We start from the raw sequence: 25,664 nt of genomic DNA, 5'->3' as shown, positions 1-25,664 counted from the left end.
ACAATTGAGAACGGTAGCAGGGTGTGAGAAGGTTGGGTAGTGGAAACCTTCGAGCTGCTGGCGCATCCGGCGCGGCTGCGCATCGTGCACGCGCTGCGCGGGGATCGGACCCTGACCACCGGCGAACTGTGCGATCGCCTGCCCGACATCTCGAAGGCGACGGTGTACCGGCACGTCGACGCGCTCACCGCCGCGGGCATTCTGGAGGTCGCGGAGGAACGGCGGGTGCGCGGCGCGGTGGAGCGGCTCTACCGGCTGCGGCAGGACAAGGCCGCCATTCCCACCGAGGCGGCCGCCGAATTGTCCGGTGACGGATACCGTTCCGTGTTCGCCGTCGCCATGGCCGTGCTGATCGCCGAATTCAACGCCTACCTCGACGGTGAGAAGCCCGATCCCGCGGCGGATCTCGTCGGATTCCGGCAGCATGCGCTGTGGCTGAGCCGCGAGGAGCTCGAGCAGATGATCGCCGAATTGAGCGCGGTGATCGTGCCGCGACTGGCCAACCGGGCCGAGGCGGGGCGTGATCAATATCTGTTGAGCCCCATCATGTTTCCGATCGAACAACCTCGTTGAGACGGCGGGTCAGGTAGGCGCGTTCGGCGTCATTGGCGGCGAGTTGCAGGGCGGTGCGGTATTCCCGTGCGGCGGCATCGTCGCGGCCGAGTCGGCGCAGCAGGTCCGCGCGGGCGGCCGCGAACAGGTGACCTTGCTCGGGTGTGGTGACCAGCTCGTCCAGTAGTTTCAGCCCCGCCTCAGGACCGGAGCGCATGGCGACGGCGATGGCATGGTTCAAAGCCACAGTGGGGGAGGGGACTTGGACCAGCAGGGCTTCGTACAGTTCGGTGATCCGCGCCCAGTCGGTGTCCCCGGGACCCTCCGCGGTGACGTGGCATGCGACGATCATCGCCTGTAACTGATACGGCCCCAGACGATCTCGCCGCGCGGTACGCCGCAATTCGGTCAGCCCGGCGGCGATCAGCTCCCGATCCCAGCGGGTTCGATCCTGTTCCTCCAGCGGAATCAACCCGCCGTCGGCCGCGCTGCGCGTCGCCGCCCGCGACTGTTGCAGCAGCACAAGGGCATTCAACCCACCGGCCTCCGGATCGTCCGGCATCAACTCCACCACCAGCGCGGCCAGCCGCTGCGCCTCCGCCGCGAGATCCGCCCGCTGCAACTCCGCCCCGCCGCTGGCCACGTACCCCTCGTTGAACAGCAGATAGATCACCCCCAGCACCGCCCGGGTCCGCTCGGGCAGCAGATGCGCGGGCGGTACCCGGTACGGGATCGCGGCATCGCGAATCTTCTGCTTGGCCCGCACCAGCCTTTTCGCCATGGTCGGCTCGGGAACGCCGAAGGCGCGGGCGATTTCGGCGGTCGTCAACCCGGTCAAGGTGCGCAGCGCCAGCGCCACCTGGGCCTCGAAGGCCAGCGCAGGATGGCAGCAGGTGAACAGCAGGCGCAGCCGGTCGTCGGGAATGCTGTTGTCGGACACGGGTTCTCCGGGGTCATCGATCAGGGCGAGCGCGCGCAGCTTCTCGGCACCCACCCGCTCCCGGCGCAATCGGTCCACGGCCCGCCGCCGCGCCGCGGTGAGCAGCCACGCGCCCGGCCGATCCGGGATGCCGTCGCGCGGCCAGGTGCGCCAGGCCAGCGCGAACGCCTCCTGCGCGCACTCCTCGGCCAGATCCCAATCGCCCAGCCCGCCGATGAGGGTCGCCACCAGCCGCGCCCACTCGGTGCGGAACGCGGCGGTAATGGCATCGTCGACCGCGGTCACGGGGCAGGGATTCCGAGGGGAAGCGTGAGCACCGGCCGAATCTCGATCTGCCCGAAGCGACTGGCCGGATGCCGCGCCGCGATCTCGATGGCCTCGTCCAGATCCTCCACCTCGATGAGCGCGAAACCGCCGATCTGATCCTTGGCCTCCAGGAACGGCCCGTCGGTCAGCAGCACCTCGTCCCCGCGCACCCGGACCGTCGTGGCGGTGTGGCTGGGATGCAGACCCTCGTGCGCCGTGAGCACACCGCGGGCCAGCAGATCGTCCATCCACGCCCGGAAATCCCGCAGCCCCTCCTCGGACACCGCGTCATCCACCCGGGATTCGTCGGCGCTGATCAGCAACAAATATCGCATGGTCGTCTCCTTTCACCCCCTCGACGAACGGATCGGCCGGGGATGGACATCAACTATGCCGACGCGAGGTGTCCAAGGCCGGGATTCCCGTTCGTCGTGCCGATATCAAGCCCCGACCGATGGAGAAACTCCCATGCCCACCGTGACCTCCGCCGATGGCACCGTCATCGCCTACCACCGCGCCGGTACCGGCCCGGCCATCGTGTTCCTGCCCGGCGCCTTCAACGACAGCACCACCTGCGCGCCGCTGGCCGAGCAGCTGAGCGACCGCTACACCGTCGTCCGCCCCGACCGCCGCGGCCGCGGCGACAGCACCGACGCCATCGCCCCTGTGGATGCCGCTCGCTACGACATCCGACGTGAGATCGAGGACCTCGACGCCGTCCTCGCCGATATCGGCGGCAGCGCAGCGGTTTTCGGCTTCTCCTCCGGCGCGATCCTGGCCCTGCGCGCCGCCGCGGCGGGCTCGACCATCACCCGCCTGGCTCTCTACGAGCCGCCCTTCGCATTGGCGGGGCTGGCCGACCACGCCCCGCACCGCCTGCCCGAACGCCTGGCCGAGCTGATCGCCCGCGGGGAGCGCGGCGCGGCCGTGGAACTCATGCAGCGCGAAGGCATCGGTCTCCCGGCGGAATTGATCGAACAGGTGAAGCTGTCCCCGATCTGGCCGCAGCTGGAGGCCATCGCGCAGACCGTGGTCTACGACGCCGCCATCTGCCGCCCGCCCAATGTCCCGACCCCCGAGATGGCCCGCCTGGACATCGAAGCCCTCGTGATCAGCAGCCCCGAATCCTGGCCCGGCGTGCGCTCGGCCTCCGAGGCGCTGCCCGCCCGGCTCGCCAACGCCCGCTACGTCGGCGTGCCCGGCGGCGCCGACCACGGCATTCCCGCCGAGGCCACCGCGAAGGTGCTCGACGCCTTCCTCGGCGAGGGCTGAGCTGTACGGATGCTCACACCCCGGCATTATTGCAGTCACTATGCAATAAAATGGCGGGGTGGCTTCCGATCAGCAGTCCGAAGAGCAGAACGAACTCGACTATCGATTCACCCTCGCCAACGAGCGCACCTTCCTGGCCTGGATCCGCACCTCGCTGGGCCTGCTCGCGGGTGGTGTCGCCGTGCACACGCTGGTCGAACGGTTCCGCATCCACGGATTGCGGGTGGCCATCGCCATGTCGGCCATCGTGCTGGCGGTCATCCTCGCAGTCGGCGCGTACACGCAGTGGCGCAAGGTCGAGCAGGCCATGTGGGCGGGCAAGAAGTTGCCGCGGAATGTGCTGATTCCCGTGCTGGCCGCGGGCGTCACATTGATCTCCGCCTTCGCGGTGATCGGCGTCCTCGGCCTGTGAGCGGTGCGGGCACGGCCACGAAAAGCGCTGCGGCCGCGCCGGATACGGGACTGGCGGTCGAGCGAACCGCGCTCGCCTGGCGGCGCACCGCCATTTCCGCGATGGCCAGTGCGGCCTTGTTCGGGAAGGTCGCGGCCGAGGGTGGCGTGGGGTGGCAGCCGACCGGGCTGCTGCCGCTGGCCTCCGCGGTGGTGATGGTGGTGCTCGCGGTGGTGGCGGTGGCGCGAAATCGGAGCCTGCGGCGTCGTGAGCATCGGGCCGCCGTCCCGTTGCTGCCGTTCGTGGCGGGTGGAGTGGCGGCGGTGGGCTTGGTGTCGATCGGGATGGTTCTCGCGCATGCGGCTTGATTCACAGCGCGCTCCGGCTCTTGTGGCGGACGGTTCCCAGCCTCCCCGGTTGGTAGCTGAATAATTGCTAATCTGACGAGATGGGTGCAGATCGGCGGGTTTCCGGATCGCGTCCACTCGGGCTTCGATGACGGTCCGGTGGGGTCGGGAGGGCTTGGAGGCGGCCACCGCGTTTGCCGCCGCGCTGATAGCTGGCCTGTCGCTCATGGTCCCGATCGACTTCGCATGGACCTCTCGGAGTACGGCGCTGCGGCTGGATCTGCTGGTTTTCAGTCTGCCGCAGGCGATTGCGGCAGGTTCGCTGATTGCCGTGGTCGCGGCGGTGCTGGCGACCGCGCTGGGCGGGCAGAGCCTGCGCTGGGGCGTGGCGCTGGGTGGGGTGGCGCTGCTGTTCCTGAACCATCTGCTGGGGCGGCACGCCGTGCTGGGCACGTCCCTCGCCACCCTGAACTTCCTGGACTCGATAGCGGGCGGTCTGATCTTCGGCGGCTCGGGCGCGGCGGTGCTGTCGCGCTCGCGCATCGAATCCCGGTACTCCTGGACGGCTTTGGCCTGGCTGCTCGGGGCCATCGGTGGCGTCGTCCTGCAGCAGATCGCACCGGAGACCCGATCCAGGGTCATCGACCAGCACTTCCCGCAGAACTGGCCCGCCCTCGACGCGCCGCCGCTGTGGTTCATCGCGCTGGCTCTGGTCTTGATCGCATGGCGGTTCCTGCGGGAGCCGGGATCGCAACCGGCCGAACCCTATTCGCTGCAACTGCCCATCCTGCCGATCATCGCGGGCGCGTTGATGATCGGGGTGAGCCTGCTCTGCTCCACGGTGCTGGCCCGGCACGGCGACAGCCCGCGCGATATCGCGATCACCATTCTGGCCACGGCATCGGCCGCGATGCTGGCGGCGCTGCTGCTGCCCGATCGCGACGGCGCGCAGGTGCTGCTGGCGGTGGCGCTGGCGGGTGCGGGCAGCGCCATCCTGGTCACGCGGCTGCCGGGTTGGTCGCTGCCGCTGTACATGGTGCTCGTCGGGCTCGGGCTGCTGGCCGGAACCCGGTGGCCCGGAATGCGTGTCGCGGCGGTCGGCATCATCGGGATCTCGGTGTTCGCGGTGCTGGTGGTCGCGGCCGGGCACGCCGCCGTTCTCACCGGCCTCGGCCACGGCCTGCTGTCGCTGCTGGCGGGCTACTGCTTCGGCGCGGTCACCCCGCGCTACGGCTCCACCCGCGTGCTCGGCATCGTGCTGCTGTACGCGCCCTCGCCGGTGCTGGCGCTGCGCGACTACACCCGCCGCGGGCACTGCCTGCTGGTCGAGCCCGGAAAGCCGTGCACCATCAGCGATTTCACCTCGTTCGCGCCGGGCTGGGCGGCGACCGCGCTGGCGGCGGGCTGCGGGGTGGGTCTGTGGGTGCTGCTGCGGCGGCGCCCCGAGGACGATCCCGCGACCTGAATCTCGCGGCCTGGGTACCGTTGCGGACATGAACTCGCTGCTGCACCGGATTTTGGATATCGCCCCGATCTGGGTGTACCTCATCGTCACCCTGCTGGTGTTCGCGGAGGACGCGATCTTCGTCGGCTTCGTGATTCCGGGCGAGACGGCCGCGGTGCTCGGCGGAGTGGCGGCCAGCCAGGGGCATGTGGTGCTCGGCGTGATGATCGTCCTGGTGGTGGCGGCCGCGATCATCGGCGACAGTGTGGGATACGAGGTCGGCAAGCATGTCGGGCCGCGACTACTGCAGGCCGAGATGCTGGACCGCCATCGCGGACGGCTCGACAAGGCGCAGGACTACCTGGCCCGGCGCGGCGGCTGGGCGGTGTTCCTGGGCCGGTTCACCGCCTTCTTCCGGGCCATGATGCCCGCCCTGGCCGGGACCTCGCGGATGCCCTACCGCCGCTTCCTGATCTTCAATGCCGCCGGTGGAATCGTGTGGGGCACAACGTTCGTGGTGCTGGGGTACGTGGCGGGACAGTCCTACGAGCGGGTGGCGAAGGCGGTCGGCCGCGATATCGCCATCGCGGTCGCCGTCATCGTCGTGCTGGGGCTCATCGTGTGGAAGATCCGGGAGAGCCGCCGCGAGAAGGCCTTCGAGGCCGAGTACGAGGCCGCCCACGAGCCGGCCCACGAGACCGACTGATCCGGCCCCGGGTCACACCGAGGCCGGGATCGTCGGATCACACCGCGGCCAGCTCCGCGGGTTGTTCCTCGCTCTTCTCCTGCGGCCCTTCGATATTCAGCTCCGGCAGGATCCGGTCCAGGCGGCGCGGCAGCCACCATGCCGCCCGGCCCAGCAGCGCCAGCACCGCGGGCACCAGGGTCAGGCGCACCGCGAACGCGTCCACCAGCACACCCACCGCCAGCGCGAACGCGATCGGCTTGATCATCGCGTCCTCGATCGGCACGAACGAGGCGAAGACCACCACCATGATGGTGGCCGCCGCGGTGACCACGCGGGCATTGTGGCGGGTGCCCTCGATGATCGACGTCTTCGAATCGCCCCGGTGCAACCACTGTTCGCGAATGCCGGAGACCAGGAACACCTCGTAATCCATGGCCAGCCCGAACAGCACGCCCACCAGGATGATCGGCAGCACGCTCACCATCGGGCCCACCTTCGCCACCCCGAACAGCTCGGCGGCCCAACCCCATTGGAACACCGCCACCGTGGTGCCCAGTGCCGCCGCCACCGACAGCAGGAAGCCGAGCGCCGCCTTCACCGGCACCGCGATCGAGCGGAACACCACGACCAGCAGCAGCAGACTCAGGCCGACCACGATGGCCAGGAACGGCAGCAGCGAAGCCGAAAGCCGTTGCGAGACATCGATGGTGACGGCGGTATCGCCGGTCACCGTCACCTCGGCCCCGGGCACCGCGCCGGGCACGCGGTCACGGATGGCGTGCACGAGATCGGTGGTCTGCTGCGATTCCGGTGCGCTGGCCGGAACCACCGTCACCAGCGACTGGCCCGCCCGCTGGGTCGGCTGCGGCGGCAGCACATAGGCGACGTCGGGCAGCTTGCGCACCGAGTCCGAGACGGTCGCCGCCGCACTCGCGTCGCCGTCCACGACCACGACCAGCGGGCCGTTGAATCCCGGACCGAACTTCTCGGCAATGGTGTCGTAGGCCTGCCGCGGTCCGCTCCCTACGGCGGCGGAACCGTTGTCCGGCAAGGCGGTCCGCAGCGACGCGACCGGCAGGGCCAGCAGGATCAACGCCCCGGCCACCGCCAGGACGGTGACCACCGGCCGCGCGGTCACCAGCCGCGCCCACCTCGCACCCATGCTGTCGGAGCGCGGGACAGCGCCGTTCTGGTCCGGTGCAGTGCTGTCGCCCGCGGCGGTGATCCGGCGATGAGCCCGGGATCCGGGGCGCGGAGCCAGGCGGTGTCCGGCGAATCCGGCCAGCGCGGGCAGCAGCGTCAGGGCCACGGCCACGGCGACCAGGACCGCTCCCGAGGCGGCCAGGCCCATGACGGTCAGGAACGGAATGCCGATCACGCTCAGTGCGGCCAGCGCGATGATCACCGTGATGCCCGCGAAAACGACGGCGCTGCCCGCGGTTTCGTTCGCACGACGGGCCGACGCGCGCGGTGTCAGTCCGGCCGCCAACTGGGAGCGATGCCGGGACAGGATGAACAGCGCGTAGTCGATCCCGACCGCCAGGCCCAGCATCAGCGCCAGGGTCAGCGCGGTCGAGGACACCGGGACCGCGGCGCTCAGCGCGAACAGCCCGCCGACCGTGACGGCGATCCCGAAAACCGCTGAGAGCAGCGGCATTCCGGCGGCGAGCAGGGAACCGAAGGTGATCAGCAGAACCAGCACCGCCACGGCGAGCCCGAGGATCTCGGTGATGCCCGGCTGTATGTCGCCCGCCCCGTAGGCGGATCCGCCGACCGAAACCTCGAGTCCGGCTTCGCGAGCCGAGTCACCGGACTTCTCGACCGTTTCGCGAGCATCGGCGCTCACCTTGGAGCGGTCGCCGTCGAAATGCACCACGCCGACCGCGGTCCGCTGATCGGGGGAGACCGTTCCCGCCTCCTGCGGTGTGGTCACCCCGATCGCCCCGGGTGCGGTCCCGGCCGTTTCCAGGGTGTGCGCGATGGCCGCGCGGTAGGGCGCTTCGGTGATGAGGTGCCCCTCGGGCGCGGTGAAGACCAGCTGTGCGGTGGCGCCCGCGGCGTCGGGCGCGGTCTCGGTCAAGGTGTCCAGGGCGTGCTGGGATTCGGCGCCCGGCACGGTGAAGCGGTCGTCGAGGCGGCCGCCGGCGAGGGCCGCGCCGCCGACCACGGCGACGAGTACGAGAACCCAGATCGAGACGACCAGGCCCCGGCGTCGGAAGGCGAAGTCGCCGAGGCGCCCCAGTAGTGCGCTCATGGGTGATTCCTCTCGGGAACGCGAGGGATGTTTACAGGCGTGAACTTTGTGGGTGTTAACTTGCCATCGAATCTGTACGGGTGTCAACATTGGTGTCGTGGACGTCACCGGCGATGCAGCTCAGCGACCCGTTCGCGAGACCCCCTACCACCACGGGGACCTGCGCAACGCCTTGGTGACCGCCTCCGCGCAACTCGCCGAGATCGGCGGCCCGGCCGCGGTCACCGTCCGCGCCGCCGCCCGCGCGGTCGGCGTCACCGCCACCGCCGCCTACCGGCACTTCAGCGGACACGAGGAGCTGCTGGCCGCGGTCCACGAGCAGGCCGAGGCCGCACTGTTCGAGGCCCTCGCCACCGCCATGAACGACGTTGCGGACCAAGCCGATCCGACCGCGACCGCGATCGCCCGCCTGGCCACCGCCGGCCGCGCCTACATCGAGTACGCCTCCCGCGAGCGCGGCCTGTTCCGAACCGCGTTCTGCGGCAGCGATATCGACATCCACAAGGACGAGGACGTCCTGGAGGACCCGATCTTCCAACTCATCGGCGTCGGCCTCGACACACTGGTATCGCTCGGCTTCATGGATCCGCGCCAACGCCCCGGCGCCGATTTCACGGCCTGGGCGGCCATCCACGGCCTGGCCACCCTCATCGTCGACGGCCCCCTGACCGACGTCGAGGACGCGGACCGCGAGGCCGCCATCCGCCACGCCATCGCCACGGTGTTGCGTGGCTTCGCCACCGGCCCCCGAGCCGAGCCGTACCTCACCACCGACCCCCACATCGCCCTCCCCACCTGACCGTCGTTTCGCCGAACGGCACATCCTGGAGGGCGATTTCAGGATGATCCGGACATATCGCCTCCAAGATGTGCCACTCGACGGGCGGGGAGTGGGGGCGGCGCATACTGGACGCCGTGATCGGGATCGAAACACCGTTGCGGATGGCCGGTTTGGTGAGTTCGTGGCGGTGGGACGGCTCGACCGTGCTGGTCACCGCGCTGCTCGGGGTCGCCTATGCGATCTGTTTCGTGAAGGGGCGCCAACGCGGCGAACAGCTTTCGATGGGGCGGGCGGTGTGCTTCGCCGTCGGCGGGCTCGGGGTGTGGCTGTATTCCGGGCTCGGGTTCATCGGCGTCTACTCCGGGACGCTGTTCTGGGTGCGCGCGCTGCAGGTGTTGATCCTGCTCTACCTGGTGCCGTTCGCGCTCGCGGCCGGAGCGCCGTTCACGGTGCTGCGCGCGGCGCTGGGGCCCGCGGGCCGGAAACGCTTGGACGCCATGCTCTCCGGCGATATCGCCCGGGTGCTCACCCATCCGGCCACCGCGTCCGTGTTGATCCTGCTGCTGCCCTGGGCGCTGTTCCTCTCGCCCTGGTACGAGGCGGTGCTGCGGCACGGGGGAGTCGACGCCCTGACCCGGATCCTCGTGGTGGCCATCGGGTTCCTGTACTTCTATTCGCGACTTCAGGTCGATCCGGTGGCCAAGCACTTCACCCAGGGTCTGTCGCTGCTCATCACCATTGCCGAATCCCTGGCCGACGGCATTCTCGGGATCGTGCTGTGGCTGGGTCCGCTCGTGGCCACCGGCTACTACTCCTCGCTCGGCCGCACCTGGGGGCCGGACGCGCGGCTGGATCAGACCATCGGCGCGGGGATCCTCTGGCTGCTCGGCGATCTGCTCGGGCTCGTCTATTCGCTGGTCGTCATGCGCGCGTTCGCGGCGGACGAGACGCGCAAGGCGAGGGAGACCGATGCCGAACTCGATGTCGAGGAGGACGGCGAGGCGGTGTCCAGCGGCCTGTGGTGGGAGAACGATCCGCAGCTTCGGGAGCGGTTCCGGCGGTGAATCCGCAGGTGGGAGTGGCTTGCCTCACGCTTGATGGCACTGAGTGACGTCTGCTATCAAAGGACATTTGTCGCTATTTCTCAGCATATTCTTACTGGACACTTGACCCGGACGCCCGAAACCCACGTCCACTTCGCTCTCGGGAAGCACCCAGAGGAAGGTCAACCCCCGTAAGAAAGCAAGTGCCATGAAGTTCAGCAAACTCGCCGCCACTTCTACGATGGTTATCGCGGCGCTCGGCGTCACCGCCGGTGTGGTTCATGCGGATCCCGCCCCCGCTCCGGTGCCGGTCATTCCTTCCCTGCTCGACGGTGTGAACCAGGGCATCGCCCAGGTGGCCCCGGGCATCCACTGGAACGCCAAGGTCGATGGCAATGCCGTGGTGGTCGACATCGACCAGGGCTCGCTCAGCACCGACAACGGCCAGCTCCAGGTTCGCGACAACGGCGGCAATGTCGTCACCGCGGTGCCGCTGTCCTACACCCTGGACGATCTGGACCACCCGATTCAGGCGATCGTCGAGGGTCTGCGCGCCACCCTGGTTCCCAACACCGACCCGGCCGCCGCTCGCCCGGCCAACCCGCTGCTGCACAACGTGACCAGCGAGAAGCAGTCGAGCTTCGATGACGCCGTCTCGGCCGCGGCGACCCAGTTCGGTCTGGCCACCGCCATCGGCACCCTGGTCGGCACCGTCATCGGCGGTTCGCTCGGCTGTGTCGTCGGCGCTGCCGTCGGTACCCCGGGTCTCGTTCCCGGCTGGATCGGTGGCTGCATGGCCGGTGCCGCGGTCGGCATCACCCTGGGTGCTGCCGCCGGTCTGGTTCTCGTGGGCGTTCCCGCCGCGATCGTCGTCGGCATCGTCTTCTTCAACCGCATCAACAACCCGGCCGAGCAGTAGCCGGAAGTTCGCGACGCAAAAGGCCCGCTCCGACACCTGTTGGGAGGGGCCTTTTTCGTATTCCAAGAGATTGCTGCAAGCGTTGTACCAATAGCTATGGAACATGACATTTACGCAAAACCTACTCAAAGTCCTGTTATCGCCACGTTTTAGCAACAACTAGGCAACATTTGCTGGGTTTTCTTGTACCGGGTGCTCGATGAGGACCTCGCTCCCTGGAGGGAAGCGCCCGTTCAAGAAAGCGACGAGAAGTAATGCGATTCAAGAAGTTCGCCGCCACCTCGGCCCTGGCCATCGCGGCCCTCGGAATCAGCGCCGGCACCGCCTACGCCGATCCCGCCCCGGCACCCACGGCCGACGCCATTCACTGGGACGCCAAGATCGAAGGCGCTTCGGTCGTGCTGAAGACCGATCTCGGTTCGCTCACCCAGCAGGACGGGCAGTTCCAGGTGCTCGACGCCGACGGCGGCCTGGTGACCGCGTTCCCGCTGTCCTTCCAGACGGACGGGCTGGCCCACCCGGTGGCTGCCCAGATCGACGGCAACACCGCCACTTTCACCCCCAACATGGACCCGGCCGCCGCCACCCCGGCCCCCGTGCTGCACAACGTCGCCAGCCAGGCCGACCAGGATGCCGCCTGGTCCGCGGCCTCGTCGCAGTTCGGCATCGCGACCGGCATGGGCACCCTGATCGGCACCCTGATCGGCGGCGTCGGCGGCTGCGCGCTCGGCGCGGTCCTCGGCACCCCGGTGCTGCTCCCGGGCTGGATCGGCGGCTGCCTGATGGGCGCCGGCATCGGCATCCCGATCGGTGCCGCGGCCGGGCTGGTGCTGACCGGTGGCGTCGCCGCCGTCGCGATCGGCCTGGGTCTGGGTTCCCGGCTGCTCGCGCCGACCGCGGCCGACAACTGAGCCGCTGACCCGGGACCGACCGGGACCACCACGGTCGGACCGGATCGTGGCACCCGTGGCGACTATGCAGGAGTTGTTGCGGGACAATAGAATTCGGGCCGGATCGCTGGAATGCGATCCGGCCCGATTCGTGTGCGCGCCCTCGGTCAGGTGTGAGCGCGCGGCAGTGCTTACGCGCAGGAAGCGTTGAACGCGTCGATCGCGTCGCTCAGATCGGTGACATTGTCGTCGATGAGCGCGGTGGCGAAGGCCGCGATGGCCGCCTTGTCCGAACCGGAGGCGTCGATGCCGAGCAGCTTGGCGGCCAGCGCCTTCTGACCGTCGTTGTCGATGCCGTTGGGGTACTGGTCGATGGCGGCGTTGATGAGATCGACGGCGGTGCCGCAGGCCCAGGACTGGGCGTGGGCGGTGCCGGTGGGGCCGACCAGCAGCGCGGCGGTGGCGGCCACGGCGACCAGGGCGGACGGCAGGAGCTTGCGCATGTGATGTCTCCGGTTACTCGTACTGCGTTGGGACGCTAGCGAGTGTGCCGCAAGACACCGACAAAACCCGAATGCCCCACCGAACGAGTCGGTGGGGCAAGGGATTACGCGTCGGAAATGTGCGCCGGGGCGACTAGCGCGGGCGGCGCGACAGGATCGAATCGCGGATCAGGATGAAGGCGATGCCGACCGCGAACAGGATCAGGAAGATGTAACCGACATTGCCGGTGCCCGACGAGCTGCCCTGCTGGTTCTCGAACAGCATGGCCAGCAGGATCACGACGACGACCCAACCGGCGGCGCGGGCGGTCCGGCGCGATTCACCGCTCCAGCCCCACGCGGCGGACGGAACCTCGGCGGTGTCGACCTTGGTGACGACATCCTTCGGGTGCGCGGGTTCCAGTTCCGTGGCGGCCACTTTGGCTCCTTTACGGCTCGAATCGATTGCTGGGCAATATCGTGACATACGACCCGGCGTCGTAGCCAGCAGGGGGGATGGACAACTCTCGTAACTCTCAGGGGCAAGCCTCTGAAACCCCGGAGCGAGGTGGGCGTGTCGCCGACTCTGGCGGAGGTCCCGAAACACCCACGCCCATCAAGGGTGGGATCGGCGGCATTGGGGCGAAGCGGATTCGAGATCGGGGCAGGAGAGAATAGGCGCGTGTCGGACGTTGTGAGAGTTCTGCTGCTGGGCAGCACCGGGTCGATTGGTACGCAGGCGCTGGAGGTGATCGCTGCCAATCCCGACCGTTTCGAGGTGGTGGGTCTGGCGGCGCGCGGGGGCAATACGGAGCTGCTGGCTCAGCAGATCGCGGCGACCGGGACCACCAACGTGGCGGTGGCGGACGAGGCCGCGGCGGCGAAACTCGGTGTGGCGCTGGCCGGTCCGGACGCCGCTACCGAGCTGGTGCGGCGTACCGACGCCGATGTGGTGTTGAACGCGCTGGTCGGTTCGCTCGGGCTGGAGCCGACGCTGGCCACCCTGGAATCGGGGCGGCGGCTTGCCTTGGCCAACAAGGAATCTCTGGTGGCGGGCGGTTCGCTGGTGACGCGGGCGGCCAAGCCGGGGCAGATCGTGCCGGTGGACTCCGAGCATTCGGCGCTGGCCCAGTGCCTGCGCGGCGGGCGCGCCGACGAGGTCGCGAAGCTGGTGCTGACCGCCTCGGGCGGGCCGTTCCGGGGCTGGACCACCGAGATGCTGGAGTCGGTGAATCCGGCCGAGGCCAAGACGCATCCGACCTGGTCCATGGGTCCGATGAACACGCTGAACTCGGCGTCGCTGGTGAACAAGGGCCTCGAGCTGATCGAGACGCACCTGCTGTTCGGGGTGCCCTACGCGGATATCGACGTGACCGTGCACCCGCAGTCCATCGTGCATTCCATGGTCACCTTCAAGGACGGCTCGACCTTGGCCCAGGCCAGCCCGCCCGATATGAAGCTGCCCATCGCGCTGGCCCTGGGCTGGCCGGACCGGGTGCCGGGCGCGGCCGCCGCCTGCGATTTCTCCACCGCGTCCACCTGGACCTTCGAACCGGTCGACAATCGGGTCTTCCCGGCCGTCGAGCTGGCCCGCCGCGCCGGTGAGGCCGGTGGTTGCGTGACCGCGGTCTACAACGCCGCCAACGAGATCGCGGTGCAGGCCTTCCTGGACGGACTCATCCGATTCCCCGACATCGTGCGCACGGTGGCGCGCGTCGTGGAGTCCGCCGACCGCTGGTCGGTCGAACCCGGTAGCTTGGACGAGGTGCTCGCGGCCGATACGTGGGCGCGCGACACCGCACGCACGCTCGTGCGCGGCTGACAGCAGGAGGGTTCGTAACCGGATGGGCTACGCGATCGGCTTCATACTGTTCGCCCTCGGGATCACGGCCTCGGTCGCCCTGCACGAATGCGGTCACATGTGGACCGCGCAGGCCACCGGCATGAAGGTGCGGCGCTACTTCATCGGCTTCGGGCCCAAGGTGTTCTCGTGGAAGCGCGGCGAGACCGAATACGGTCTCAAGGCGCTGCCGCTGGGCGGCTTCTGCGATATCGCGGGCATGACCGCCCTCGACGAACTCGAGCCCGAGGAGCTCGACCGGGCCATGTACCGGCAGGCCACCTGGAAGCGGCTGCTGGTCATGTCCGGCGGCATCCTGATGAACTTCCTGATCGGCTTCCTACTGATCGTGGTGCTGGCCGTCGGCTGGGGGCTGCCGCGCCTGGATTCCCCGCCGGAAACCCAGGTGGGCAAGCTGATCTGCGTGTCCGACATGAAGGCGGACCGGTCCAAGTACGACGACTGCACCGGTTCCGGTCCGGCCGAGCTGGCCGGCCTGCAGCCCGGTGACAAGGTGACCGCGGTCAACGGCGTCCCGATCAAGAGCTGGGACGACTTCACCACCCAGACCCAGAAGCAGACCGGCACCTTCACCTACACCGTCGACCGCGACGGCCGCACCCTGCAGCTCCCGATCACCCCGCAGATGGCGGTGGTCTACGACAAGGACGGCAAGGCCCGGACCGTCGCCAAGGTCGGCGTCCAGAAGACCATCTACGAGCCGGTCAAATACAACGTCCTGGCCGCCATTCCCGCCTCGGGCGCCTTCACCGGCCAGCTCGCCGTCCGGACCGTCGAATCCCTCGCCAAGATGCCCGCCAAGGTCGTCGACCTCTGGCATGCCGTCACCGGCGGCGTCCGCGACCCGGAAACTCCGGTTTCGGTCTACGGCGCCAGCAAGATCGGCGGCGAGACCGCCGAGCACGGCCTCTGGTCGATCTTCATCCTGACCCTGGCCAGCCTCAACTTCTTCCTGGGCGCCTTCAACCTGCTTCCGTTGCTGCCGTTGGACGGCGGCCACATGGCCGTGGTCATCTACGAGAAGCTCCGCAACCTCTTCCGCAACCGCAAGGGCCTGCCGGACGGCGCTCCCGTCGACTACCTGAAACTGCTCCCGGCGACCTACGTCGTGGTCGTCATAGGCGGCGCGTACATGATCCTCACCCTGGTCGCCGACATCGTGAACCCGGTGAAGCTGTTCCCATAGCGCTTGCCGCGCTTGGGGAATCGCCTCAGGAGTTGGCGGGCAGGTCTGTTCCCGCGCCTCGGCGTCGCAGCGCGACGAGGTCGTGGCGAGGCTGCGGGAGTGATTGCTCGTCCGCGCCCTCGATGGTGAATCCGGCATCGCTGATCATCTGGCGGTCGTCGACGCCGGGCTGGCCCTCGCTGGTCAGGTAGTCGCCCAGGAAGATCGAGTTGGCCAGGTGCAGCGCCAAGGGCTGCAGGCTGCGCAGGTGGATCTCGCGACCGCCCGCGAGCCGGACCTCGACGTCGGGGAAGAAGAACCGGAACAGCGCGAGGATGCGCAGGCAGCGCTGCGGGGTGAGGTCCCACCGGTCGCCCAGCGGGGTGCCCTCGAATGGAATCAGGAAATTCACCGGCACCGAGTCCGGGTCGAGTTCGCGCAGTGCGATGGCCACATCGACGATGTCCGCATCGGACTCGCCCATGCCGAAAATCGCCCCGGAGCACGGCGACAATCCGGCCGCACCGGCGCGTGCGAGCGTGTCCACTCGGTCGGCGAAGGTGTGCGTCGTGCAGATCTCCGAGTAGCGGGCTTCCGCCGTATTGAGGTTGTGGGAGTAGGCGTGCGCACCCGCCGCCGCGAGCCGTTCGGCCTGTCCCTCGTTCAGTAACCCCAGGCACGCGCAGATCTCGACGTTCGGATTGTCGGCTTTGATTGCGGCGATGGTGTTTTCGATCCGGGTGATGTCGCGCTCGCCGGGCCCCCGCCCGCTGGCGACGAGGCAAACCCGCTTCGCGCCCGCGCCGATCGCGCGATCAGCGATCCGAGCCGCTTCGTCCGGTGAAATCCACGAGTACTTGAGGACCTCGGATTTCGAACCGAGGCGCTGGGAGCAGTAGCCGCAATCCTCCGGACACAAACCGCTTTTCATATTGATGATCGTGTTCAGCTTGACGCGCATCCCGAAGAACTCGCGCCGCACCCGTGATCCCGCGGCGATCACGTCGATCAGCGGTTCCGAACCCGCCAACAGCGCCAACCCTTCCGCCCTCGTGGGAGCCACCTTCCGTAACGCCTTGTCCGCCAACAGGTTCAACAATCCACTCGTCATGCCAACGCAACCTACCTCGAGCTTGAACACTGTTCAAGTATGGCTGTGTGCAGCGGACTCGTCCGCGTGTCAGGGTGGATGAGTACTGTGTCCCGGTAGCGAAATGCGCACGAGGAATTGGGGTTTGCGTCGTGGAGTTGACGCGTGGGGCGAATACGCGCGTGGCCGCATCGGCCGTCTCGGTGGTGCTGGAATGGGGTTCGGGGCAGGAGGTCGATCCGCAAGCACTGCTACTGGCCGAGACGGGGCGGATCCGATCCGATGACGATTTCGTCTTCTTCAACGCGCCCCGGCATCCGTCCGGAGCCGTAGTGCTGCAAGAGGTTACGGCCGGGCGAGCGGTTCTGGCGGTGGACCTGCGGGGAATCGAATCCGGAGTCGATCGGGTCGTGATCGCGGGATCGGTTGCCGCCGGTTCGTTTCGGGAGATTCCGGGGCTGGCGCTGAGCGTTCAGGAGGCCGGGCGGCCCGTGCTCCGATACGCGGTGTCGCGCATGGACGCAGTGCAGGCCATGGTCCTCGGCGAGTTCTATCGGCGCGCGGGCGGCTGGCGATTCCGCGCCGTGGGGCAGGGCTGGGACAGCGGATTGCGTGGTCTCGCAGAGGAATTCGGCGTCACGGTGGACGATGACCCGCTACCGTCGCCGGAGGCGAGCGTTCCGCCGCCGGTCGCGTTGGCGCCGGGCTGGTACGAGATGCCGGGGGATCCGGATCGGCTGCGGTGGTGGAGCGGCACGGCGTGGACCGAGGAGCGCTGGAAGTCGCATCCGCCACACGACCCGGCGACGTACGGGCAGATACTGGAGACCTGGCGCGCTCAGGCTTGGCAGGTCCTCACCGCGACCGGTCCGCGCGGGCCGCGCTGGGACGAACTCTGGATCATGTTGCGCTACCAGATGATCAGCGATCTGGCCGGTCGCGAGGCCTTGCGGCCGCTGGCCTTGGCGCACCTCGAGCGAGTGGTGGCTTTCGCCTTCGCGGACAACGAGATCGAGCAGGGGGAGCTCGACGATTTCGATCGCACCGTCGCCGAGTTGCACGCCGCGGCGGATCTGTCCGCCATGGGCCGGCCCATCGAACAGCTGCGGCAGCGGATGCTGCGTGGTCGAGCGCTCACCCAGGTGAAGGCCGGTGAGCTGCCCCGCGTGAATCGCCCCGACCTGCACCTCGAGGCCGACGAACTGCTGCACGTGGACGTGAACGCGGTGCAGATCAGACACCTCGCCAGCGGCCCGAAACACAGCACCGGACGGCTCATCGGCAGCAGCAAGAAGCTGCGCTTCATCGGAACCGGGGCCGGAGCCGAACTGCCCTGGACCAAGATCGTTTCCATCCGGCGCGAGTACGACACCGTCGTCATCGCCGCCACCACCGCCAAGGGCGGCGGCAGCTACCGCGTGCCCGACGCCGAATACGTCGCCGCGGTGCTGGAAGGCACGCTGCGGGTCGCCAAACGTCTCGTGCTCGCACCGGGCGAACGGGACTCCCGGGCGATTCCGCAAGATGTGAAGACCCGGGTCTGGCAGCGCGACGGCGGCAAATGCGTCGAGTGCGGCGCCCAGGAATACCTCGAATTCGACCACGTCATCCCCTGGAGCAGGGGCGGTGCGACCAGTGTCGACAATCTGCAAATCCTTTGCCGCCGCTGCAATCTGGCCAAGGGCGCGCGGATGTAGGGCCGACGGGGTCAGTCCTGGCGAGCCGCCCCGGTGGCGGCGATGTCGCGGAGGAGTTGGCGGCAGAGGTGGTCGGCTCGGCGGGTGGTTTCGGGTTGGCGGTATTCGGGGGTGAGGGCTAGGACCTGGGTGCAGGCGGTGTCGAGGTCGATGAGGTGGCCGACCGAGACGAAGACCGGTTTCACGTCGGTGCGGGTGCGGAGGGCGCGGCCGACCGGGTCGCCGTCGATGGTGATCACGCTGGAGGAGCCCCGCTCGGGGCCGGGTTCGTCGTAGTCGCCCCAGGCGTTCTTGGCCACGCCGAGGGTGGGGATGCCGGTGAGGAGGCCGAGGTGGCAGGCGAAGCCGAAGCGGCGGGGGTGGGCCAGGCCCTGGGAGTCGCAGACGAACAGATCCGGTGTGACGGTGAGGTTTTCGAGGGCGGCGAGGGTGGTGGGGAGTTCGCGGAAGGCCAGGAGGCCGGGGACGTAGGGGAAGTCGGTGGTGCCGCGGGCGGTGGCGACCTCGACGGTTTCCAGGGTTGTGGCGTCCAACACCACTATGGCGGCGACCACGTTGCCCGCATCGTCGTAGGCCGAGTCGAGACCCGCTACCGTCCGGAAACGAGGTGGCCGAGGATTTTCGGCGACCACCCGGGTGCGCAGGAGATCTTGCAGTGCCACAGCCTCTTCGGGGCTGGTGGGCCACGAATCCGGTTTCGCTACCTTCACAATTCAGACCGTAAACCTTCACGTCACTTGCAACGAATAAGAACTGTAGGCCCCGGCCGATTCCGAGTCCTGCATCCGGCGCGGGTACCCTTGTCGCCGCCGTCACAGGGCGACCGGTATTCGAGCCTCGGTAAGCTCGGAGCCGGTAAGGGTGAGGACTTAGTCGAAAGTAGGCAGCCGATCGTGAGCAGTGCCATCGCTTTGGGGATGCCGGCCGCACCGGCGGCCGTCCTCGCACCGCGGCGCAAGACGCGCCAGCTGATGGTGGGCAATGTCGGAGTGGGCAGCGAGTTCCCCGTTTCGGTCCAGTCGATGACCACCACCAAGACCCATGACATCAATGCCACCCTGCAGCAGATCGCGGAGCTGACCGCGTCCGGCTGCGACATCGTGCGTGTGGCGTGCCCGCGTCAGGAGGATGCGGACGCGCTGGCGACCATCGCCAAGAAGTCCCAGATCCCCGTGATCGCCGACATCCACTTCCAGCCGCGCTACATCTTCGCCGCCATCGACGCGGGATGCGCTGCGGTGCGCGTGAATCCGGGCAACATCAAGGAATTCGACGGCCGCGTCAAGGAGGTCGCCAAGGCGGCCGGGGACGCGGGCATCCCGCTGCGCATCGGCGTCAACGCCGGATCGCTGGACAAGCGGCTGCTGGAGAAGTACGGCAAGGCCACCCCCGAGGCGCTGGTGGAGTCCGCGCTGTGGGAGGCGTCGCTGTTCGAGGAGCACGGCTTCGGCGACATCAAGATCTCGGTCAAGCACAACGACCCGGTCGTCATGGTCGAGGCCTACCGCCAGCTCGCCGCCAAATGCGACTACCCGCTGCATCTAGGTGTGACCGAGGCCGGCCCGGCGTTCCAGGGCACCATCAAGTCCGCCGTCGCCTTCGGCGCGCTGCTGAGCGAGGGCATCGGCGACACCATCCGCGTCTCCCTCTCGGCCCCGCCCGCCGAGGAGATCAAGGTCGGCACCCAGATCCTGCAGTCGCTCAACCTGCGCCCCCGCAAGCTCGAGATCGTCTCCTGCCCGTCCTGCGGTCGCGCCCAGGTCGACGTCTACACCCTGGCCAACGCGGTCACCGCCGGTCTGGAAGGCATGGAGGTCCCGCTGCGCGTGGCCGTCATGGGCTGCGTCGTGAACGGCCCCGGCGAGGCCCGCGAGGCCGACCTGGGCGTCGCCTCCGGCAACGGCAAGGGCCAGATCTTCGTCAAGGGCGAGGTCATCAAGACCGTCCCCGAACACCTCATCGTCGAAACCCTCATCGAGGAGGCCATGCGCCTCGCCGAGGACATGGGCGACGAGGCCGGCACCGGCGCCCCGGTCGTCACCGCGGGCTAGCCACCCACCGATTCCAACGGCCCGGTCCCCTGCGGACCGGGCCGTTCGCATGCCACGCCCATCCAGATAGACGGCCGTGACCGGGCCTCGTCATTCCGGCGTCGGTCCGGCTTCGTCATTCCGGCGTGCTTTTGGCCGGAATCCACTGGAACAGGCTGTGGCCCGGCCGGTATGGATCCCGGCCAAGAAGCATGCCGGGATGACGAGGCGCTGCGGACCGGATGGTGAAGGCGCTGCGGGCTGGATGGCGAGGACGCCGCGGGCTGGATGGCGAGGACGCCGCGGGCCGGATGCGAAGTGCGGCGCGGACTGGTCGGTTCGGGGTGTGGGGGTTTGGGGTTTTCGCTGGTTACTGGTGGGTTGGGGGCAATCGGGCGGCGCGGGTGGGGAAGTTCTGGCAGGCTGTGAGCGTGCGGAGTGTGCTGGAGCCGACTCGCCGGGGCCGGATATCCGGGGCCCGTCAGCTCGCGAACCGCGATCTGACCCAGGTTTTGCGCGTGCTGGACGCCGATCCGGTCGCGACCTGCATGGTCGCCGCGCGCCTGCAGGAGTACGGGCTGGACCCGCGCGGGGCGTACGGGGAGCTGTGGAGCCGTGGCGGTCCGGCGGAGTCGCTGTGCTTCTCGGGGGCGAATCTGGTGCCGCTGCGGGGTAGTCGCGAGGATATGAAGGCCTTCGCCGACCGGGCGGTCAAGGGCCCGCGGTTGTGCTCGTCGGTGGTGGGCCGCCGCGAGCTGGCGCTGCCGCTGTGGGAGATGCTGAGCGACCATTGGGGCCCGGCGCGCGAGCTGCGCGAGGATCAGCCGTTGCTGGCCTTGGAGCGGCCCGCCAATCTGGCTCCCGATCTCCGGGTGCGCCGGGTGCGGCCCGAGGAGATCGATCGCTACATGGTCGCAGCCGTCGCCATGTTCACCGAGGAGATCGGCATCGACCCGCGCGCGGGCGACGGCGGCCGCAGCTATCGCCGCCGGGTGTCGAGCCTCATCGAATCCGGCCGGGCCTGGGCGCGTTTCGAGGACGGCGAGGTGGTCTTCAAGGCCGAGGTGGGCGCGCTCTCGCGGCGGACCGGGCAGATCCAGGGCGTCTGGGTGCATCCGGAAAAGCGTGGTCAGGGCCATGGCACGGCCGGTACCGCGACCGTCGCGAATGTCGTGGTGTCCTCGGGCCGCACGGCCAGCCTGTATGTCAACTGCTACAACGAGGTTGCGCGCCGCGCCTATCAAAAGGTGGGATTCCGGCAAATCGCCACGTTCGCGACCGTGCTGCTGGACTGAAGAACTCCCTGTGATGTAGTCGTGAAATCCGTTCCGGTGCAGTGTGTCGCACCGGTTTGCCGATAGTTGGCTCTAGCATCTGACCCGATGTCACCACGGGTCTTCTCCACGCTGATCGCCACCGCGGTCGCCCTCCCGGTCGCCGCCTTCGCCGCCGGGTGCTCGTCGGGTCCGCAGGGTCCCGCCCAGTCCGCCGAGGCGTTCGTCTCCGCCTTCGCCGACCACGACCTGGACGCGGCCGCCGACCGCACCAGCCAACCCGAAAAGGCCCGCGCCGCAATGGCTTCGGCCTGGGATCAGCTGCAGGCCGAGAAGCTGGTGGCCACCACCGACAATGCCCGCGTCACCGACGACACCGCCATCGTCGACTACACCTACCAGTGGCATCTGCCCAAGGATCGCGTCTGGACCTACAAGGGTCAGCTGCAGATGGGCCGCACCGAGGGCCGCTGGGAGGTGCGCTGGACCTCCGCCGACATCCACCCGCGGCTCGGCAATACCCAGACGCTGCAACTACGTTCGAACCCCGCCCCGCGCGCCCGCGTGAACGAGCGTTCGGGCAGCGATGTGATGGTGCCGGGCTCGCTGTACCGGGTGAAGTTCAAGCCGTCCCCGTCGGCCGACGCCCGCGGTGTCTCGGTGACCCTGGCGAATGCGCTGCGCCGCTTCGACGAACACCTCACCCCCGATTCGCTGCTGTCCGCGGCCCGCAAGTCCGACGGCCCCTACACCGCGGCCCTGCTCACGGAATGGGAGTTCGGCGAGGTCAATTCGGAGCTGCTGGGCCTGCCCGGGGTCACCTTCAGCAAGGAATTCGATCTGGTCCCCACCGACCGCCGCTTCGCCCCGGACCTGATGACCCAGGTCCGCAAGACCGTCATCGACGAGGTCGACGGCAAGGCGGGCTGGAGCGTGGTCACCGTCAACGCGAACGGCGTCGACACCGATGTGCTCCAGGAGGTCGATCCCGAGACCTCCCCGTCCTTCTCGCTCAGCGTCGACCGCAATGTCCAGAACGCCGCCCAGCACTCGGTCGACGCCCGCACCGAGCAGGCCATGATGGTGGTGCTGCAACCCTCCACCGGCGCGATCCTGGCCATCGCCCAGAACGAGGCCGCCGACGCCGACGGCCCGGTCGCCGCGACCGGCCTCTACCCGCCCGGCTCGACCTTCAAGACGGTGACCGCCGCCGCGGCCATGACCGCCGGCCACGCCACCCCCGACACCTCGGTCCCGTGCCCGAGCCAGATCGTGGTGGGGGAGCGCACGATTCCCAACTACGACCTGTTCAGCGTGGGCACGGTCTCGATGGCCACCGCCTACGAGCGCTCCTGCAACACATCCTTCGCCAAGATCGCCTCGGAGCTCGGCGGCGAGGATCTGCGCAGGGCCGCATCGGCTCTGGGCCTGGGCCCGGACTACACGGTGGCGGGCCTGCCCACGGTCTCGGGTTCGGTGCCCCCCGACGACGACCTGGTGCAGCGCGCCGAGGACGGCATCGGCCAGGGCAAGGTGGTGGCCAGCCCATTCGGCATGGCTCTGGTGGCGGCAACGGTCGCCCGCGGTTCGACCCCGGTGCCGTACCTGATCGCGGGCCACCCGACCCAGGTCTCCGGCGACCACCCCCAATTGACCCCCGACGTCATCGACGGCCTGCGCCTCATGATGCGCAAAGTGGTGCTCGGCGGTACCGCCGAACGCATCGTCGACCAGGGCGAGGTCTACGGCAAGACCGGTGAGGCCGAGGTGGACGGTGGTTCGCACGCCTGGTTCATCGGTTACCGCGGCGATATGGCCTGGGCCACCCTCGTGGTGCGCGGCGGCAGCTCGGACAACGCGGTGGCGGTCACCCGCGACATGCTGACAGCCCTGCCCGCGGGCTACTGAAGAATGGACCGGCTACTGAGAAGTGGAGCGGCCGAGCGTCATTCGACGTTTCAGCGTTCGCCGTACTGGCTGTCGAGGCGGAGGCAGGCGGCGGGGGGGAGGTTGCCGACTCCGTCGGTGACGAAGCGTTGTTCGGCCAGGGCCTTGGTGGGTGGTCCGTCCGCGGAGGCGTCGCCGATGATTTCGGTGACTCCGGCTCCGGCGAGGATCATTCCCGCGGTGGTGACTAGCAAAAGGGCCGAGCGCTTCATGTCCCTCTCCCTTGTTTGGGGATGAGTCAGGGAGACCGAATGGGGTTATTCGGTTGCCCGGTGCTCATTAGGGTTGGCTGACTGTTTGCCAATGCACGAAACGGTAATCGGTCAGTTATGCCGGGGCAACCCGCCCGTGGCCCGCAACACAGCCACTACCTGGGGTGTGTAGTAGACCCTTGCCTGAATCGGTATCGGATGTTTACCGTCAGTTGCTGCGCTGCATGGTGGCGGCGAGGTGATGGGTCAGCGGCTGCTCGACCGCGGCCATCCGCAGCGAGTATTCGAGCGTGTCACCCGCGACGGTGATGGTCCGCCCGAGCGCGGTCACCGACTTCGCGCTGCTGCTCAACCCGATCGAGGTGGAATCGAGCTCCAGCCGCAATTCCCCGTCCTCGTTCACCAGCCGCCCCTCGCAGATCTCGGTGATCCCCGTCGGGTGCGCCAGAATCAACTCGATCCGATCGGGCCCGGTGGCCCGCAGATACCCGGTCTCACTGTGCATGGGCCGACTACCGTCGGCGGCCCGGGTGCGCTGCCGATAGGTCAGGAACGGCCGCCCGACGTGCCCGAAGTGCACTTCCTCCAGGTACTCGAACGACTCGATGGTCGGGTATTCCCCCTGCCCACGCCCCCGCCAGGTCCCCAGCAGCGGAGCGAGATGGGCGATATCGGGATGCGGCGCAACGGGATTTTCGGCTTCGAGCACGGCGGCCAGCATAATCGGCCCAATCGATCTCGGTACCCGCTCGACGCGCCCGCACACCACTATTTACGGAAAGGGGCCTGGATCAGCGGTGTGGCCCGGGCGTGATCGCTGTGGTTGCCGGCTTCCGCCAGTTACGTTACAGTCAGTGCACGTAATATAACTACAGCGAAGCGAAACACTGTGAACCACAACGTAATTCCGCCCTTCACCATCGTGCAGCCCGGTGCGGGCAGGAGCTTTCCGATCCCCGGTTTCGGCGCCGATTTCAAGTTCGACAGCCAGAGCACCGGTGGTGCGGTGTCGATGGTGGAGCATCCCTTCTCCGTCGGCATGATCACGCCGCCGCACATGCACAGCCGTGAGGACGAGTACTCCATTGTTCTGGAGGGGCAGATCGGGTTCCGGTCCGGCGACGCCGAGGCGGTGGTGGGACCGGGCGGCTACGTGATCAAACCGCGCGGCGAGATGCACGCCATGTGGAACGCGGGGGACACCCCGGGCCGGATCATCGAGATCATCGTTCCCGGCGGCTTCGAACGCTATTTCAGCGAACTCAGTGATCTGATGGCGACCGATGGCACCGCCCCCGCCGCGTTCCAGGACCTGGCCGCCCGGTACGGGCTGACCTACGGTAACCCCGAATGGTTCGATGACATCGTCGCCCGGTACGGCCTCAATCTGCCTGCCCACCACAATCTCTGACCATGACGGAGCAGCGTATGGAATCCACCGAGCCGCCGCGGGCGCCCAAATCTGGTCCGCGCGGCGGGCGGCCCCGCGACCCCGCCGTGGACGAGGCCATCCTGCTCGCGACCCGCCGCCGCCTGGTCACCGACGGCTACTCCCAGATGGCGCTGGGCGATATCGCCGCCGATGCCGGGGTCACCCGTCCCACCCTCTACCGGCGCTGGCCGGGCAAGCTCGAACTCGTCATCGACGCCCTCGACCATGGACTGCGCGCCCAGACCGCGGCCACCCCGCCGTTCCCGCTCGATGACTCGACGCCCCGCGAGGTGTTCACCGAAGTCATCCGCCGCGCCGATCCTTGCTACCGCAACCCCGACGCGATCCTTCTGCTGAGCGGGTTCATCAGCGAATCCGAGCGTGTGCCGGAACTGCTCGCGCATGTCGTCGAACGGGCCATCGAGCCGCGCGCCCGCCAGGTCGAAGAGCTGTTGCGCCAACTCGGCGACCGCGGTGCCATCCGATCCGATATCGACACCCGGGCCATCGCCACCATGGTGTTCGGCGCGTACTTCGGTGCGTTCCTGCGCGGCGATGACGCCGATACCCGACGCGGTCTGGCAGACGTACTCGCGGCCACGCTCTGGCCCGCCGTGCGCTCCGCCCCCGACGCCTAGCGCAGACAG

At 68.4% G+C, this 25,664-nt stretch carries 27 protein-coding genes; 18 read left to right on the top strand and 9 right to left on the bottom strand.

The genetic code is table 11. From position 1 onward, the window contains the following. The first annotated feature begins 39 nt into the window (after window positions 1-39). Complete coding sequence (locus ON43_RS23640) at window positions 40-573, top strand: helix-turn-helix domain-containing protein (RefSeq protein ID WP_040810931.1); 534 nt, start codon at window positions 40-42, stop codon at window positions 571-573. Here the strand turns inward: ON43_RS23640 and ON43_RS23635 are convergent. Both ON43_RS23635 and ON43_RS23630 read right to left on the bottom strand, forming a co-directional pair. Continuing rightward, window positions 545-1,777 carry an RNA polymerase sigma factor gene (locus ON43_RS23635; protein ID WP_040810930.1) on the bottom strand — a complete coding sequence of 411 codons (1,233 nt, stop codon included), beginning with the start codon at window positions 1,775-1,777 and terminating at the stop codon, window positions 545-547. The two genes, ON43_RS23640 and ON43_RS23635, sit on opposite strands and share 29 nt — an antisense overlap. Further along, complete coding sequence (locus ON43_RS23630) at window positions 1,774-2,133, bottom strand: YciI family protein (protein WP_040810929.1); 360 nt, start codon at window positions 2,131-2,133, stop codon at window positions 1,774-1,776. The genes ON43_RS23635 and ON43_RS23630 overlap by 4 nt, the downstream gene beginning before the upstream one ends. A 133-nt stretch (window positions 2,134-2,266) precedes the next feature. Here ON43_RS23630 and ON43_RS23625 point away from each other — a divergent pair, with 133 nt between their 5' ends. From ON43_RS23625 to ON43_RS23605, 5 genes are all read left to right on the top strand, one after another. Further along, window positions 2,267-3,070 (top strand): alpha/beta fold hydrolase, encoded by an 804-nt coding sequence (locus ON43_RS23625; RefSeq protein ID WP_040810928.1) that lies wholly within the window; start codon window positions 2,267-2,269, stop codon window positions 3,068-3,070. A gap of 58 nt (window positions 3,071-3,128) precedes the next feature. Beyond that, a complete protein-coding gene (locus tag ON43_RS23620; protein WP_040810927.1) occupies window positions 3,129-3,482 on the top strand; it encodes a YidH family protein in 354 nt (117 codons plus the stop codon). Beyond that, complete coding sequence (locus ON43_RS23615; protein ID WP_051179043.1) at window positions 3,479-3,829, top strand: DUF202 domain-containing protein; 351 nt, start codon at window positions 3,479-3,481, stop codon at window positions 3,827-3,829. The genes ON43_RS23620 and ON43_RS23615 overlap by 4 nt, the downstream gene beginning before the upstream one ends. A 127-nt stretch (window positions 3,830-3,956) precedes the next feature. Next, window positions 3,957-5,273: a hypothetical protein gene (locus tag ON43_RS23610; protein ID WP_157514153.1), complete on the top strand. Its 1,317-nt coding sequence runs from the start codon at window positions 3,957-3,959 to the stop codon at window positions 5,271-5,273. 28 nt (window positions 5,274-5,301) lie between these two features. Beyond that, window positions 5,302-5,958: a DedA family protein gene (locus ON43_RS23605; protein WP_040810925.1), complete on the top strand. Its 657-nt coding sequence runs from the start codon at window positions 5,302-5,304 to the stop codon at window positions 5,956-5,958. A gap of 37 nt (window positions 5,959-5,995) precedes the next feature. Here the strand turns inward: ON43_RS23605 and ON43_RS23600 are convergent, their stop codons facing one another. Then, the gene (locus tag ON43_RS23600; protein ID WP_040810924.1) at window positions 5,996-8,194 is read right to left on the bottom strand and encodes an MMPL family transporter; all 2,199 of its coding nucleotides are present in this window, start codon (window positions 8,192-8,194) and stop codon (window positions 5,996-5,998) included. A gap of 97 nt (window positions 8,195-8,291) precedes the next feature. Here ON43_RS23600 and ON43_RS23595 point away from each other — a divergent pair, with 97 nt between their 5' ends. The 4 genes from ON43_RS23595 (at window position 8,292) to ON43_RS23580 (ending at window position 11,848) form a co-directional block, all read left to right on the top strand. Then, a complete protein-coding gene (locus tag ON43_RS23595) occupies window positions 8,292-8,993 on the top strand; it encodes a TetR/AcrR family transcriptional regulator (RefSeq protein WP_051179041.1) in 702 nt (233 codons plus the stop codon). 143 nt (window positions 8,994-9,136) lie between these two features. Further along, on the top strand, window positions 9,137-10,039 hold the full coding sequence (locus ON43_RS23590) for a cytochrome c oxidase assembly protein (protein ID WP_051179039.1): 903 nt from the start codon (window positions 9,137-9,139) through the stop codon (window positions 10,037-10,039). A 187-nt stretch (window positions 10,040-10,226) separates the two neighbouring features. Next, window positions 10,227-10,937, top strand: coding sequence for a DUF8020 domain-containing protein (locus tag ON43_RS23585; RefSeq protein WP_051179038.1), 711 nt, complete (start codon window positions 10,227-10,229; stop codon window positions 10,935-10,937). A 254-nt stretch (window positions 10,938-11,191) separates the two neighbouring features. Then, window positions 11,192-11,848 (top strand): DUF8020 domain-containing protein, encoded by a 657-nt coding sequence (locus ON43_RS23580; RefSeq protein ID WP_051179037.1) that lies wholly within the window; start codon window positions 11,192-11,194, stop codon window positions 11,846-11,848. 170 nt (window positions 11,849-12,018) lie between these two features. Here the strand turns inward: ON43_RS23580 and ON43_RS23575 are convergent, their stop codons facing one another. Together ON43_RS23575 and ON43_RS23570 are read right to left on the bottom strand one after the other, a co-directional pair. After that, window positions 12,019-12,330, bottom strand: coding sequence for a hypothetical protein (locus tag ON43_RS23575; RefSeq protein WP_040810923.1), 312 nt, complete (start codon window positions 12,328-12,330; stop codon window positions 12,019-12,021). A 133-nt stretch (window positions 12,331-12,463) separates the two neighbouring features. Further along, complete coding sequence (locus tag ON43_RS23570; RefSeq protein WP_040810922.1) at window positions 12,464-12,748, bottom strand: DUF2631 domain-containing protein; 285 nt, start codon at window positions 12,746-12,748, stop codon at window positions 12,464-12,466. Window positions 12,749-12,991: 243 nt separating this feature from the next. Here ON43_RS23570 and dxr point away from each other — a divergent pair, with 243 nt between their 5' ends. Further along, on the top strand, window positions 12,992-14,131 hold the full coding sequence (dxr, locus tag ON43_RS23565; RefSeq protein WP_040810921.1) for a 1-deoxy-D-xylulose-5-phosphate reductoisomerase: 1,140 nt from the start codon (window positions 12,992-12,994) through the stop codon (window positions 14,129-14,131). A 22-nt stretch (window positions 14,132-14,153) separates the two neighbouring features. Then, window positions 14,154-15,356, top strand: a complete 1,203-nt coding sequence (locus ON43_RS23560; RefSeq protein ID WP_040810919.1) for a M50 family metallopeptidase — start codon at window positions 14,154-14,156, stop codon at window positions 15,354-15,356. Between the two features lie 25 nt (window positions 15,357-15,381). Here the strand turns inward: ON43_RS23560 and bioB are convergent, their stop codons facing one another. Further along, on the bottom strand, window positions 15,382-16,446 hold the full coding sequence (gene bioB, locus ON43_RS23555) for a biotin synthase BioB (protein WP_040810917.1): 1,065 nt from the start codon (window positions 16,444-16,446) through the stop codon (window positions 15,382-15,384). 131 nt (window positions 16,447-16,577) lie between these two features. On the opposite strand from bioB, the gene ON43_RS23550 reads away from it, so the two are divergent. Next, window positions 16,578-18,122 (top strand): TerD family protein, encoded by a 1,545-nt coding sequence (locus ON43_RS23550; protein WP_040810916.1) that lies wholly within the window; start codon window positions 16,578-16,580, stop codon window positions 18,120-18,122. A gap of 11 nt (window positions 18,123-18,133) precedes the next feature. On the opposite strand, the gene ON43_RS23545 is transcribed toward ON43_RS23550, so the two are convergent. Continuing rightward, complete coding sequence (locus ON43_RS23545; RefSeq protein WP_040810915.1) at window positions 18,134-18,832, bottom strand: endonuclease V; 699 nt, start codon at window positions 18,830-18,832, stop codon at window positions 18,134-18,136. 207 nt (window positions 18,833-19,039) lie between these two features. On the opposite strand from ON43_RS23545, the gene ispG reads away from it, so the two are divergent. The 3 genes from ispG to ON43_RS23530 all read left to right on the top strand — a co-directional run bounded on the left by ispG (window position 19,040) and on the right by ON43_RS23530 (window position 23,334). After that, window positions 19,040-20,173, top strand: a complete 1,134-nt coding sequence (gene ispG / locus ON43_RS23540) for a flavodoxin-dependent (E)-4-hydroxy-3-methylbut-2-enyl-diphosphate synthase (protein WP_373283476.1) — start codon at window positions 19,040-19,042, stop codon at window positions 20,171-20,173. Between the two features lie 410 nt (window positions 20,174-20,583). After that, entirely contained in the window at window positions 20,584-21,447 is an 864-nt protein-coding gene (locus ON43_RS23535) for a GNAT family N-acetyltransferase (protein WP_245568715.1), read from the top strand. Window positions 21,448-21,534: 87 nt separating this feature from the next. Then, on the top strand, window positions 21,535-23,334 hold the full coding sequence (locus tag ON43_RS23530; RefSeq protein ID WP_040810913.1) for a penicillin-binding transpeptidase domain-containing protein: 1,800 nt from the start codon (window positions 21,535-21,537) through the stop codon (window positions 23,332-23,334). Window positions 23,335-23,384: 50 nt separating this feature from the next. Here ON43_RS23530 and ON43_RS23525 read toward each other — a convergent pair whose 3' ends face one another. Together ON43_RS23525 and ON43_RS23520 are read right to left on the bottom strand one after the other, a co-directional pair. Then, window positions 23,385-23,585, bottom strand: a complete 201-nt coding sequence (locus tag ON43_RS23525) for a hypothetical protein (RefSeq protein ID WP_040810912.1) — start codon at window positions 23,583-23,585, stop codon at window positions 23,385-23,387. Between the two features lie 208 nt (window positions 23,586-23,793). After that, complete coding sequence (locus ON43_RS23520) at window positions 23,794-24,306, bottom strand: peroxynitrite isomerase (RefSeq protein ID WP_051179034.1); 513 nt, start codon at window positions 24,304-24,306, stop codon at window positions 23,794-23,796. A 168-nt stretch (window positions 24,307-24,474) separates the two neighbouring features. On the opposite strand from ON43_RS23520, the gene ON43_RS23515 reads away from it, so the two are divergent. Next, complete coding sequence (locus ON43_RS23515; protein WP_040810911.1) at window positions 24,475-24,996, top strand: cupin domain-containing protein; 522 nt, start codon at window positions 24,475-24,477, stop codon at window positions 24,994-24,996. A 2-nt stretch (window positions 24,997-24,998) separates the two neighbouring features. Further along, window positions 24,999-25,655 (top strand): TetR/AcrR family transcriptional regulator, encoded by a 657-nt coding sequence (locus ON43_RS23510; RefSeq protein ID WP_218003346.1) that lies wholly within the window; start codon window positions 24,999-25,001, stop codon window positions 25,653-25,655. The last annotated feature ends 9 nt before the right edge of the window (window positions 25,656-25,664 follow it).

Origin of the sequence: Nocardia concava NBRC 100430 (assembly GCF_000308815.1) — a bacterium.
In the GTDB taxonomy this organism is placed as follows: domain Bacteria; phylum Actinomycetota; class Actinomycetes; order Mycobacteriales; family Mycobacteriaceae; genus Nocardia; species Nocardia concava.
This window is presented reverse-complemented; position numbering and strand designations above follow the sequence as displayed.

What these genes read in the sequence shown, in the direction of transcription:
- ON43_RS23630 (WP_040810929.1), bottom strand. Translation starts at nt 2,133, where the DNA reads ATGCGATATTTGTTGCTGATCAGCGCCGACGAATCCCGGGTGGATGAC.
- ON43_RS23625 (WP_040810928.1), top strand. Translation starts at nt 2,267, where the DNA reads ATGCCCACCGTGACCTCCGCCGATGGCACCGTCATCGCCTACCACCGC.
- ON43_RS23610 (WP_157514153.1), top strand. Translation starts at nt 3,957, where the DNA reads ATGACGGTCCGGTGGGGTCGGGAGGGCTTGGAGGCGGCCACCGCGTTT.
- ON43_RS23605 (WP_040810925.1), top strand. Translation starts at nt 5,302, where the DNA reads ATGAACTCGCTGCTGCACCGGATTTTGGATATCGCCCCGATCTGGGTG.
- ON43_RS23600 (WP_040810924.1), bottom strand. Translation starts at nt 8,194, where the DNA reads ATGAGCGCACTACTGGGGCGCCTCGGCGACTTCGCCTTCCGACGCCGG.
- ON43_RS23590 (WP_051179039.1), top strand. Translation starts at nt 9,137, where the DNA reads ATGGCCGGTTTGGTGAGTTCGTGGCGGTGGGACGGCTCGACCGTGCTG.
- ON43_RS23585 (WP_051179038.1), top strand. Translation starts at nt 10,227, where the DNA reads ATGAAGTTCAGCAAACTCGCCGCCACTTCTACGATGGTTATCGCGGCG.
- ON43_RS23580 (WP_051179037.1), top strand. Translation starts at nt 11,192, where the DNA reads ATGCGATTCAAGAAGTTCGCCGCCACCTCGGCCCTGGCCATCGCGGCC.
- ON43_RS23575 (WP_040810923.1), bottom strand. Translation starts at nt 12,330, where the DNA reads ATGCGCAAGCTCCTGCCGTCCGCCCTGGTCGCCGTGGCCGCCACCGCC.
- ON43_RS23560 (WP_040810919.1), top strand. Translation starts at nt 14,154, where the DNA reads ATGGGCTACGCGATCGGCTTCATACTGTTCGCCCTCGGGATCACGGCC.
- bioB (WP_040810917.1), bottom strand. Translation starts at nt 16,446, where the DNA reads ATGACGAGTGGATTGTTGAACCTGTTGGCGGACAAGGCGTTACGGAAG.
- ispG (WP_373283476.1), top strand. Translation starts at nt 19,040, where the DNA reads ATGCCGGCCGCACCGGCGGCCGTCCTCGCACCGCGGCGCAAGACGCGC.
- ON43_RS23530 (WP_040810913.1), top strand. Translation starts at nt 21,535, where the DNA reads ATGTCACCACGGGTCTTCTCCACGCTGATCGCCACCGCGGTCGCCCTC.
- ON43_RS23525 (WP_040810912.1), bottom strand. Translation starts at nt 23,585, where the DNA reads ATGAAGCGCTCGGCCCTTTTGCTAGTCACCACCGCGGGAATGATCCTC.
- ON43_RS23520 (WP_051179034.1), bottom strand. Translation starts at nt 24,306, where the DNA reads ATGCTGGCCGCCGTGCTCGAAGCCGAAAATCCCGTTGCGCCGCATCCC.
- ON43_RS23510 (WP_218003346.1), top strand. Translation starts at nt 24,999, where the DNA reads ATGACGGAGCAGCGTATGGAATCCACCGAGCCGCCGCGGGCGCCCAAA.